9 protein-coding genes are annotated in these 11,157 nt (G+C 46.6%); 2 read left to right on the forward strand and 7 right to left on the reverse strand.

The features are described from left to right. The first annotated feature begins 163 nt into the window (after nt 1-163). On the forward strand, nt 164-1,600 hold the full coding sequence (gene murI / locus Q0393_RS04055) for a glutamate racemase (RefSeq protein ID WP_298978067.1): 1,437 nt from the start codon (nt 164-166) through the stop codon (nt 1,598-1,600). Between the two features lie 935 nt (nt 1,601-2,535). Here murI and Q0393_RS04060 read toward each other — a convergent pair. The 3 genes from Q0393_RS04060 to Q0393_RS04070 all read right to left on the reverse strand — a co-directional run bounded on the left by Q0393_RS04060 (nt 2,536) and on the right by Q0393_RS04070 (nt 5,650). Further along, nucleotides 2,536-2,901 carry an EexN family lipoprotein gene (locus tag Q0393_RS04060; RefSeq protein ID WP_298978069.1) on the reverse strand — a complete coding sequence of 122 codons (366 nt, stop codon included), beginning with the start codon at nt 2,899-2,901 and terminating at the stop codon, nt 2,536-2,538. 291 nt (nt 2,902-3,192) lie between these two features. Further along, nucleotides 3,193-4,887: a Na+/H+ antiporter NhaC family protein gene (locus tag Q0393_RS04065; RefSeq protein WP_298978071.1), complete on the reverse strand. Its 1,695-nt coding sequence runs from the start codon at nt 4,885-4,887 to the stop codon at nt 3,193-3,195. 16 nt (nt 4,888-4,903) lie between these two features. Then, entirely contained in the window at nt 4,904-5,650 is a 747-nt protein-coding gene (locus Q0393_RS04070) for an SDR family NAD(P)-dependent oxidoreductase (RefSeq protein WP_298978073.1), read from the reverse strand. 240 nt (nt 5,651-5,890) lie between these two features. Here Q0393_RS04070 and Q0393_RS04075 point away from each other — a divergent pair, with 240 nt between their 5' ends. Then, nucleotides 5,891-6,586, forward strand: coding sequence for a hypothetical protein (locus Q0393_RS04075; protein WP_298978075.1), 696 nt, complete (start codon nt 5,891-5,893; stop codon nt 6,584-6,586). A gap of 597 nt (nt 6,587-7,183) precedes the next feature. Here the strand turns inward: Q0393_RS04075 and Q0393_RS04085 are convergent. The 4 genes from Q0393_RS04085 to Q0393_RS04100 form a co-directional block, all read right to left on the reverse strand. Further along, entirely contained in the window at nt 7,184-7,726 is a 543-nt protein-coding gene (locus tag Q0393_RS04085) for a DJ-1 family glyoxalase III (RefSeq protein ID WP_297988884.1), read from the reverse strand. Between the two features lie 10 nt (nt 7,727-7,736). Beyond that, nucleotides 7,737-8,312, reverse strand: a complete 576-nt coding sequence (locus Q0393_RS04090) for a c-type cytochrome (protein ID WP_298978078.1) — start codon at nt 8,310-8,312, stop codon at nt 7,737-7,739. A 75-nt stretch (nt 8,313-8,387) separates the two neighbouring features. Next, nucleotides 8,388-9,593, reverse strand: a complete 1,206-nt coding sequence (locus tag Q0393_RS04095; protein WP_298978083.1) for an OprD family outer membrane porin — start codon at nt 9,591-9,593, stop codon at nt 8,388-8,390. Between the two features lie 806 nt (nt 9,594-10,399). Then, a complete protein-coding gene (locus Q0393_RS04100; RefSeq protein WP_298978085.1) occupies nt 10,400-10,786 on the reverse strand; it encodes a hypothetical protein in 387 nt (128 codons plus the stop codon). Nucleotides 10,787-11,157: the final 371 nt, after the last annotated feature.

Consider the following 11,157-nt stretch of genomic DNA (forward strand, 5'->3'; position numbering starts at 1 on the left):
TTTACCCCCCCCCCCCCCCTAAAAAATTGATTAAATTTATCGCGAATTTTAACGAGGCGGCGAGAATTTAACGGCCACGGATCCACCAAGCCCGCTCAAAATTTAAATTTTACCTGGATTGAGCTATAATCCCTTTTTTGAAATTTTAACCTTGGATAAAGATTTGAAAATAGCGTTTTTTGACTCGGGCATCGGCGGGCTAAGCGTGCTAGCCGAGGCTTTGCGGCGGTTTAGCGGGGCGGAGTTTTTGTATTTTGCCGATGAGGATCACGTCCCCTACGGCACGAAAAGCAGGGCGGAGATCGTGCGGCTCAGCCTTGATGCGGTGGGGTTTTTGGTCTCGCGCGGCGCCGACGGGGTCGTCGTTGCTTGCAATACCGCCACGAGCGCGGCCATCTCGGAGCTTCGCGGCGCATTTAGCGTGCCCGTCATCGGCATGGAGCCCGCCGTCAAGCTCGCCGCGGACAGCTTCGGCGCGCGCCCGACGCTGCTCATCGCCACGCCGCTAACGATCGCGGGCGAGAAGCTAGCGCGCCTCGTTGGGCGGCTAGAGTGCGAGACGTGGAGTCTGCCGCTGCCTCGCCTCGTGGAGTTTGCGCAGGACTTGGAGTTTAATTCGCCGGCGGTTCGGGCGTATCTGCGGGAGGAACTAGCTAAATTTGAGCTTGAGCGCCTCGGTTCGCTCGTGCTTGGTTGCACGCATTTTAACTATTTTAAGGACGTTTTGCGCGAAATTTTACCGCCTCACGTGCGCATCATCGACGGCATAGACGGCACGTTAAACCGCCTTGCAAGCGAGCTGGGCGAAGGGCTAAAGCTTGCGCGCGGCGAGGATTTGCCCTCGCGTGCAGTTAAATTTAACGCGGGCAGCGGCGCAAAATTTGATACGAATTCGTCGGCGCAAGCCGGCAAATTTGACGCAGAAGGACGAGACGCGGGCGGCGGACAGAGCGTAAGGAGCAAAAACGGCGACATCGGGCAGAGCGTAAGTGACGGTAGCTGTCGCGGCGAGTATGACGCAAGGGGGCGCAGTGAGGGCAACACAGAAAGTTGCGGCGAGAGCAAGCCCGATATGATAGAGCAAGGTACGAGCAGACTTCGTGCAGTGTCGTGCGGCGCCAGAAAAAACGGCGCAGAGGGGTATGATGAGTGCGATGAATTTTCTAACGCGGATGAGCGCGGCTTTGGCATGGATACTTCGCGCGACGTAAAATCGCAGGTTTGTGCGGATAAATTTGACGCAGACGGTGATATAAAATTTAGCGCAAATTCGCAAACGGGCGAGCTGGGCGCAATCCGCGAACGCGACGGTAAGCTGGCGGTCAATGCCCGCGGCGTAGAGCAATGCGACGAAGACAAATGCCGCATGTCGCCACGCGCCGTAGATGCGAATTCACAGCTCAAGCTTTATTCTCGAGGCGGCGCGGATTTGTCCTTAGAATTTGAGCCGCGAAGCGAAGAGGCGGGTATTTCGCGAGTGAATTATCCAAACGGCAACAGCGTGGAGTATTTTTGCTCGGGTAGGGCGCTAGATGCGGCGCAGCTGCGCAAAGTAGAACTGTTTTTAAAGCGGCTTGATGCGATGCGAGCAATCGACTAGGCTACGCGCCCGTGCGTCGTAGATCCGTAGCGCAGGTTGGGATTCCAGTGCGTCATAAATCACGTCAAATTAAAATTCCTGTTCATCGCGGATCGCACCACGCAAATTAAAATTCTAGCGCATCGCAGATCGTTTCGTGAAAGTTAAAATTTTGATGCGCTATAAATCGCAGCGCAAACTCAAAATTTCGTCGTTTCGTAAATCGCGCCGCATAGACTAAAATTTCGGCGCGCTAAAAAATTTAACTCGGCTTGATGATTTAGAAGCGGCTTCGCAACAGCATGTGAGCAATGGCACCTAGCCGTCGTCCGGTGCGCGAAAGTTAAAATTTTACGGGGCAAATGCTGCCTTCCGCCGCCTAGCACGTAAATTTAAGATTTAACGCACAACGCCGCCGTCCAACTTGGAGCAGCATAGCGCGAGAAAGACGCCGTCGCTTCTTTAAATTTAATAGCGCAAGTCAAGATTGCTGTAAGTAAGGAATTCCTCGCGCTGTGCGAATTATCGCAGTAAATTTGAAATTTTAAATTTAAACCAGGGTGCGGATAAAGTGCGCGCGCGAGGTTAAAATTTAGTGCACCGCACAAACCGCCGCCGAGAGAAATTTAGGCAAGGCGCACGGCGTAAATTTTAAAATGATTAAATTTTAAGGCGCCGCGAAGCTCACAAGTCTTTTCCGCGGTAGCCAAAAGCTCGCAGGCTAAATTTGAAATTCTAAAATCCGTAAAGCAAGATTTTACGCCGTATCGTTTCGCGAGAGGAATTTATACCGCAAAATTCTAGCCGCGTAGAGCGAACTTGCTCCGCGCCTTCAGTGTATAGTAAGTTAAAATGAGCTTTACGCATAGGGCATAAGAGGAATTTTAATATTGAAATAATATTAAAATCTTATTTTCTCCCCGAGAAAACTTTTTATCCTCTAAGCCTACGATTTTTTACTTCTGCCCTCCGGTAAAATATTTTTTACGCTCATTATATCTATATTCTTCTAGCCCCTTACTTGCATTTTCACAATTCTTGTGCATTTTGCTTCCTTCTTCTATCTTATCCCAATCACAATTCTTTTCTACCTCTTTAGCTTCCTCTATATGCTTTTCATAGTATTCTACCGTCATAACTTTTATATCATTGACCGATTCTTTTGCATTCACGCAATTTTTATAAGAGTTGCTTCCGTCTTTAAGAGTATTGAAATCACACTTTGCTAAAACCTCTTTGGCTTCGTCAAGATGAGCGTCGTAATATTCTTTAGTTTTTACCTCGGTATCGTCACCGCAGCCTACTAATAAAGCAGCTAGCACCCCCCCCCCCCCCAGAGGAACATTTTAGGATTTTTCATTTCATTCTCCTTATTTGAAATTTATCGGTATTTTACTACTCGTTTACTTTAAAAATTTTAAATTGCAGGCGGGCGCGCCGTTTTAATATGGCTCATTAAATTCTGCTTTTAAAATTTGCTCGCGCTTTTTGAAATTTCGCTTTAAAATTTTATCCGCGCGACGGAATTTTGCAGAGCGGAATTCTGCGGGATAAAGCAGAATTCCGCTCTGCGGAATTCAAAATTTAAAAGCGAAATTTAAAAATTTACAGAGCTACTCCTCTATCTTTTTACCTGCAAATCGCACGAGAGCCCACGTAACGGCAAGCCCCATCGGCAGCGCGATCCAGACGCTAAGCCCCAGCGCTACGGGCAGATAGCCTACCGCTACGGCGACCGCGCCGACGGATAGAGCGTAAGGCATCTGCGTCTTTACGTGCTCGATATGATCGCAGCCCGCGCCCATCGACGAAAGGATCGTGGTGTCCGAAATCGGCGAGCAGTGATCGCCGAAAATTGCACCCGTAAGTACGCCCGAGATATTTACGATCATATAGGCGTGAAGCGCATCGCCCGAAAGCCCGTAGTGAAGCCCCACGGCGTTTGCCAAAGGTATGGCAAGCGGCATTAGAATTCCCATCGTGCCGTAACTCGTGCCCGTCGAAAAGCTAATGAACGAGCCCAGCACGAAAATCGCTACCGGAAGCAAAAATTTCGGCGTATTTTGGCTTAGCATATCGACCAGATAGCGCGACGTGCCGAGCTCCTTGATGACCGAGCTGAGCGACCAGGCAAGCAGCAAGATCACGATCGTGACGATCATCGTCTTCCACCCCTTGATCCACGTAGAGATCGCCTCTCTGACGTTAAAAATTTTGCGGTAAACGCTCATAAATATAGACACGACCGTAGCAAGAAGCGCCGCTTGAAAAAGCGCGACCGACGAGTTCGCGTTGCCAAACGTCGCCTGAAGCGTCGCAAAGCTTAGCGGAGCGGCTTTTGCGGCTGCGAGAGCATCGCCTTGCAGCTTGCTTAGCCCGCTAAAATAAAAGCTCGCAAACGCGCCGCAGATTAGCACTATAAGCGGGATAACGGCGTTTGAAGCTTGCGGTTTGATCCCCTCTTTAGGCTCTAGCGTTTTATCTTCGAGCTCGGCGATGTTAGAATTTTTAGAGTGGATTTCGCCGCTCGCCGCTCGCCGCTCGGCGGAGAGCATTGGTCCGAAATCCCTGCGCATGAACGCTACGTAAACCACGAAAGCGAGCATAAAAAGATTGTAGAAGCGATACGGCATGGTTTGCACGAAGATCGAGAAGGCATTTACGTTTTGCACGCCGATCTGATCATATCCCGCTCTTATCAGAGAGACCTCAAGACCTACCCAGGTAGAAATTAGCGCGATACCCGCAATCGGCGCGGCGGTAGCGTCGATGATGAAAGCAAGTTTTTCGCGGCTGACTCTAAATTTGTCGGTGATCGGCCGCATGACTGGGCCTACGATCAGGGCATTTGCGTAGTCGTCGAAAAATACGAAAAGGCCCATAATCCACGTTGAAATTTGCGCCGAGATACCCGTTTTAGCGCGCTTGCTAATCCAAAGCGCCACGGCTTTCGTGCCACCCGTCCTGCTAATCAGCGCGACCACGCCGCCGATGCAAAGCACCTGCAAAAGCACGCCCGCGTTGCCTTTGCTAGCCATCGAGCCCACCACGCGCGAGACCAGATCCGTAAAGCTGCCCACAAGCGCGGAGATCGGATTGTCATTGACGACTGCAAGCATATAGGTGCCGCTAAAAACGCCGATGAAAAGCGACAGGATCACCTCTTTGGTGATAAAGGCAAGCGCGATCGCCACGACGGGCGGCACCAGCGTCCAGATGCCGAAAAGCTCGGCATTATGCTGCCTCGTCGCGTCGTCCACTGCAAACGCGGCAACCGATAAAAACATTAGTAATAGAATTTTTTTCATTTTCTCGCCTTAGAATTTAATGCTTTTCGATAAAAAGCCCGGCCCAGCTCTGCTGTGTCGCCATCGCCTCTACGACGTTGATATTTACGCGACGGGGCATCGCCAGGCAGCTTAGCACGATCTGCGCGATATCCTCGGGCAGGATCGCATCGACCCCCTCATACACGGCCGCAGCGCGCGCTACGTCGCCTTTAAAGCGCACCTCGCTAAACTCGCTCTTGCAGATTCCCGGAGCGATCTCCGTCACGCGGATGCCCGTGCCGCGCAGGTCGTTGCGGATATTGCGGCTAAACTGCTTGATAAACGCCTTACTCGCGCCGTAAACGTGGCTACCCGGATAGGGCCACGCGCCCGCAGTCGAGCCGAGATTGAAGATATAGCCGCTTTTGCGCGCGATCATCAGCGGCAGCACCGCCTTGGTCGAATACAGCACGCCTTTGATATTCGTATCGACCATCGTCTCCAAATCCTCTACGGGCGTCTGCGCGATCCCCTCAAGCCCGAGCGCAAGACCTGCGTTATTTACGAGCACCTCGACGTCTTTGAAATTTTCAGGCAGCGCGCTTACGGCATCAAATACCGCAGCCTTATCGCGAATATCCGCGGCGATAATGTGCGTGTTGCCTAGCTCGCCGGCTAGCTTCTGCAGCCGCTCCTTGCGGCGCCCGAGTGCTATGATCTTATAGCCCTGCGCGCTAAGCGCCCTAGCGATCGCCTCGCCAAAGCCGCTCGTAGCGCCCGTGATGAATGCCGTATTTTTCATATGATCCCCTTTGCGTAAAATTTTAAATTTAGCGCAATGATAACGCAAAACGAATTTAGAATTTATGAAATTTGTTCTTGCGGCGCGGGCGCGGATGAAATAATACGAAGGCATTGGCAGGTTCTCTCACCCGAGCTCGCGATAGACAGCGGATTCGGCGAGCGCACTGGCAAATTTAAAATTTTGCGCCATTCATTTGTCGCTGTTTGCTATAATCACTTAAATTTAGGGAAAAGGCAAATGAGCAAATTTATACGATTTATCCTTGTTAGTATCTGTGTTTGCGCCACTTATGCGGGTCTTAAATATGCTTTTATACTCTTTATCACGTGGCTCATGTTTAGTGAGGTATATTTTGATGGACCGGGTACGCTGCTCGCCATACCGCTCACGTTTCTAAGCTCGTCGGTTATATTTGATTATTACTGTATTGCACTGGGTTCTCATCTACTCTTTTTATCGCTACTTAAAGGGCGCGACGTGAAAACGCGGTGGATTTTGCCTTTATTTTTTCTCATAACGCTCGCGTTTTGTAGTTTTTGCGTCTTAATCGGGCACGAAGATTATCAGCGCATAAACGCGCTTTTTGCACTCTTGCTTATCTCTCCTTTTACGCTCATCGCATACGCCATCGTTACGACCGTAATCCTTGCCAAAAATAAAATTTCGGATTATTATCCGGTCTTAGTCGTGATAATTTTTGTGCCCATTCATGCCGCCAGCATAGGGATATGGGGATTAGAACGGATATATTTTGGAGTATTTCTAAACGCGACGATACTGGGGATTTTTTATTTCACGGCGAAAATCGGGCGCGTAAATTTGATCGCACACAGACCCACATCCGACAAAACGCAAAATTCTAAAGACCGCGTTACCAAAACGATACAAAGCAGCGCGGCATTTTTAAACGACGATATTTTGAAGAAGCGCTAAATTTTATCCTTTTTTAGGAATTCTACATAACGCTTTTGTCGCGCATTACAAGCTTATATGCTTCCCGATAGATCTGAGCTTTACCGACAAAACCTTCAAAAACTGCGCCGTTTTGCCTCTTGACACATCGACGTCGCTATTTGATCAAATTTAAACCCAGCGCGATCTTATCGTTTTTGATCACGCCGATCCCCTTATTTAGCAGATTTTGCGCGATTTGTTTAGCTTCAGCTAGCGAGTGCATCGCGAAGGTGCCGCACTGAAATTTATTCAGCTCAGCGATGCCCTCTTGAGGGTACGCCTAAAATATTTTTATGCTTACGTTCCACACCGTCGCGATGGTAGGATTTGGTTTCAATAACAACTAGCTCCAATAAAATTTCATCTGTTGCCCATAAAGCCTTTTACGTTTTTCGATTTAAAATTTGAGTTGTGAGAATTCCATTCGTCGTTTGCAGATACTCAGAATAGATATTGTGGCTATTTTATACATGCAGAGTAAGATAAAATTTGTAGTTCTCAAGCGTGGCAAAATCACGCACTTCATTTTACAGATGGCAAAATAAGGTGTGCTGGAATCGGCCTTCACTTGAAATTTTATTTAAAAAGCAAATCGGATTTTAGCTTGGAATAAACCTGCTCGCCTTTTAACTCGCGAACGATTTGCAGTGCGAATTCCATCGCAGTAGCGGGGCCTTTCGAAGTCATTATATTTTGATCTTTTACGACATTCGCCGAATTCGTATAGCCTGGGTGAGCGATCTGATTTTCAAAACCTGGATAACAAGTATAAGAGCTTTTTAGCACACCCGCGGTAGCTAGCGCCCATGGAGCGGCACATATTGCGCCGATTTTTGCGTTATTTGCATCGAAATCGCGCAGTACTTGCCCCAGCCTCTCGCTCTTTGCCAAATTTTCGGCTCCGGGCAAGCCGCCAGGCAAAACGATCATATCAAATTCCGAAACTTTTATATCGTCTAAAATTTCATCAGCGATCATCTCTACCCCGTGCGTACCGCAGACGCATTTCTTATCCAGCCCCACGGATACTGCATCGATCTCCGCGCGGCGCAAAATATCGATCAAACTTACCGCCTCGATCTCTTCAAATCCGTTTGCCAAAACGATCGCTACTTTCATCTACGCTCCTTTATTTTAGGTATGAGCCCTGCTCGCTCGGGGCGGTCGAAATTTCAGTATTCGTGCTCCTACTAGACGAGCTATCGTATAGGAACGAATCGTCGCCTTTTAGATAAGCAATGATGTAGCCTAGCTCCGTAGCGCCCGTCTTAGCGGCGATCGGCTGCATGATATTTTTCATCTTGCCACCATAACTTAGATCTGTAGTGTATTGCGACATAGCTATCGAGATCTCTTTGGCGTCCATATCTTTGAGTTTACGTGATACTCCATAAGCTTTTTTTTGGCCATTCTCGCCGTGGCATGAAGCGCACTTCTCAGCAAAGATAGCTCCACCTCTTTCTTTTAAAGAATTTATATTTCGATTTACCTTGCCGCTATGGGTTTTACTGCCTGCGACCGGAGCGTTTTTGTAGATATTTACAGTTACGTTTTCATCTTTAGAATGCTTTTCGATCAGGGATTTTAGCTCTTTGGCAAACTCACCTTTGGCTTCAAATACATACGTGTCATCGCTCCCTTTATCCGCGGCATTTAAATTAAAGGCAAAAAAACATACTAAAAAAGAAATTTTAAAAATTTTCATAGAAAACCTTGATTTAGAATTTAAAAAGGGCGAAGCAAAAGCTTCGCCCCAATTTTACCCGTATAAGGTAAATAATTAGAAGCTGTATTTAGCCTCAAATCTGATGCGATCTTTTTTCTCATCAAGACCGCCAGCAGCATCGTCAATCTTATAGTGAGAATACCAAGTTTTGAAGCTTAGCTTTTCATTATATTTATAAGAAATTCTACCTACTACTTCGTATGCATCGTCACCATGCGCTTTACCATCTAGGTAATCGGCACCGATTCTGATACCAGTATCGGGGATAGTATAGCCTGCTACTACATACCAATAGTGGTTCTCGCCAGTAAAGCTTCTATAATCTAGCAACTCTTCACCCGGGCTAATGAAGGATCCTTGATCTTCAAAGGATACAAAAGAAAGGCTGTCTTTATGATCAGGTTCAAATTTCAAATAACCCGCAGCTAAATCAACGCCAAAGAAACCAGCACTTGCTTCTGCGGCCCAGAAATCTGCATCATCGGCACCTACTACATTTTTATAGTCGCCATCGAAATCAGAAAATGCATACTGACCTTTTACGCCGAGATTAAAATCATCAGAGATATCAAAGCTTAGAGCCAGTTCTGCAGCAAAAAGATCCGCTACATCTTCTAAAGAGTTATACCATAATTGGAAAGATACGGGATCATATGAACCCATAAATCCTATGCCATATAGGTTATGATCGGTAGTTAGCTTATTATTTACGTTAGCCCAATCAAGGCTTGAAATATCGCCATCGTTCTCTAGAGAATCCATCCAAAAACCACTAATTGTTAAGCCCTCGATATCAGTACTAGTAATTTTAACGCCATCTCCATACATATCATCGGTAAAGAATGAGCCTATACCCTGGCGACCAACTGCGATTGTAGTACCGCCAATAGTGTATCCCAAGTAAGCCTTAGCAATATCGAAATCAGAATCCGGGTCTTCTCTTCTTGCGCCGTAATTGCCATGATATTGACTATTTGAAGAAGAAGCGGATTCGCCATGATCTTCATCCATAAATCTAATGCCTACTACACCAAAGAAGTTATCGTCGATTTTAGCTTTAAAATCTACTTCCGATTTAAACTGCCAAACACCTCTATTACTATCTGCTTTATTTTTAAGGTGATCGTGAGTATATCGCATACGAGCGTATCCGTTTAGATCCACATCCTTGATAGCTTCCTCTAACGGAACAGCACTTGCACTCATAGCAAGAGCACCTGCAGCGACTGCTGCCGCTAAACTAAGTTTAACTAGTTTCATTTTGAACTCCTTTAAAAGTTTGTAAGCGCAATAGTAGCACAAAATGACAAATTATATGCTTAAAATATGCTGAAAAATACTAAAATTTTACCAAATTGTTACCGAGTATTTACCGAAAATCCAAATTTAACGGGCATAAAAAAGCGAGACCCACACAGGCCTCGCCGATTATTGAAAGGAGTTCTAATTTCGATGCGGGGATTATATCAAGCTGCGGTAAACAGACGGCAACACCTCTTTCATGCGGGATAAATTTAATAAAATTTTACGATGCGAAATTTTATGGATAAAATTTCAAGATACGAAATTTGCAAAGCGTGGGTTTTAAAAATCTACGCGATATCTTATCTGCTAAGAATACGATACCGAGAACGAGTAGTACGTGAAGAACTGCGAGAAAGAAAATTTATAAGAATTTCGCAATCAAAATTCTAGCGCCAGCTGTATTTCTATAATATAGAATTTTGCGGACAAAATAGCGCCACGCAGTAAAAAATCTTAAGCACGAAGCAAGCGAATAGAAAATGCTAACCGAGCCATATAAGACCGAGCCGTATAAGTAAGATGTGCAGCGCAGAATTTTGTGAAATACAAAATTCCACAACTTATAAAATATAAAATTTATGCAGGCAATCGCATAAAGAATCAGCGGACTTTAAAGCGCAAGCAAATCGCGCCAGCCCGCCATGATTAAGAACAGGAAACTATTGCCTTCATAAGAGTAGAGAGCAAACACAAAAACGTTTCACAAAGTAAAAGCAGGCTCGCTTACCTTAAAGGGCGCAACGGCTAAAAATCGCGTGGGATTAAAAGCTGATATTTTCGCTCTCAGGTACAGCAATAGCGTCGTTTTTATGCATTTGTTTGGTCTCGATTTTACCAATATCATAAGCGCGCGGAGCAACGGAACCCGCTTTGCGCGAGATGATTCGCATATCGGTGATAGCGCCTGAAGCGGTACTTATATAGGCAGTATCTCCTGCAGCCGCATAGTATCTACTTGCGCGAGCGGTGTAGAGCTCGCCGCTGGATAGGTCTTTAAACGTATAGACGTAAGCTGCGGAGCTTTGACGAGTGTAGTTTACGATCTCGGATTTTAGCGAGCGCAAGTTGCCTGCAGGCGTCGGAGCGGTGCTTACGGCGCAGCCTGCGATGCCAAGAGCTAAAAGTGCAGAAAATATGAAATTTTTCATTCAGTATCCTTCATTTGTAAAATTTGAACTTTTAGAGTAGTAGGTTTGGGCTTAAAGTTTGCTTTTTTGAGAGGCATCGGAGCAGAATTTAAACGACGATGGATGCGCTTGCGTCGCTGGCATTTGTTTTTGAGGGGCGTCGAAGTGGAATTTAAACAGATCTCTCTTAGTGTTAGGCGGAGTAAGAGCGCGCTTTTGGCGATTTTTCTATATATGTGGGGTAGAATTTAGCAGTAATCGCGAGCGAGACTTGGTAGTCGCGTCTGAGTCAAACACGGCAGAACCTTAGCTTCTTTTACCTGGCTAGCTCGCATCAGCGATATTTGCAAAAATCGGGCTTGAAGGGATCAACTCTCACTTTGCGACTTTTA

The organism is uncultured Campylobacter sp., assembly GCF_938015785.1.
Classification (GTDB): domain Bacteria; phylum Campylobacterota; class Campylobacteria; order Campylobacterales; family Campylobacteraceae; genus Campylobacter_B.

What these genes read in the sequence shown, in the direction of transcription:
- Q0393_RS04065 (WP_298978071.1), bottom strand. Translation starts at nt 4,887, where the DNA reads ATGAAAAAAATTCTATTACTAATGTTTTTATCGGTTGCCGCGTTTGCA.
- Q0393_RS04070 (WP_298978073.1), bottom strand. Translation starts at nt 5,650, where the DNA reads ATGAAAAATACGGCATTCATCACGGGCGCTACGAGCGGCTTTGGCGAG.
- Q0393_RS04075 (WP_298978075.1), top strand. Translation starts at nt 5,891, where the DNA reads ATGAGCAAATTTATACGATTTATCCTTGTTAGTATCTGTGTTTGCGCC.
- Q0393_RS04085 (WP_297988884.1), bottom strand. Translation starts at nt 7,726, where the DNA reads ATGAAAGTAGCGATCGTTTTGGCAAACGGATTTGAAGAGATCGAGGCG.
- Q0393_RS04090 (WP_298978078.1), bottom strand. Translation starts at nt 8,312, where the DNA reads ATGAAAATTTTTAAAATTTCTTTTTTAGTATGTTTTTTTGCCTTTAAT.
- Q0393_RS04095 (WP_298978083.1), bottom strand. Translation starts at nt 9,593, where the DNA reads ATGAAACTAGTTAAACTTAGTTTAGCGGCAGCAGTCGCTGCAGGTGCT.
- Q0393_RS04100 (WP_298978085.1), bottom strand. Translation starts at nt 10,786, where the DNA reads ATGAAAAATTTCATATTTTCTGCACTTTTAGCTCTTGGCATCGCAGGC.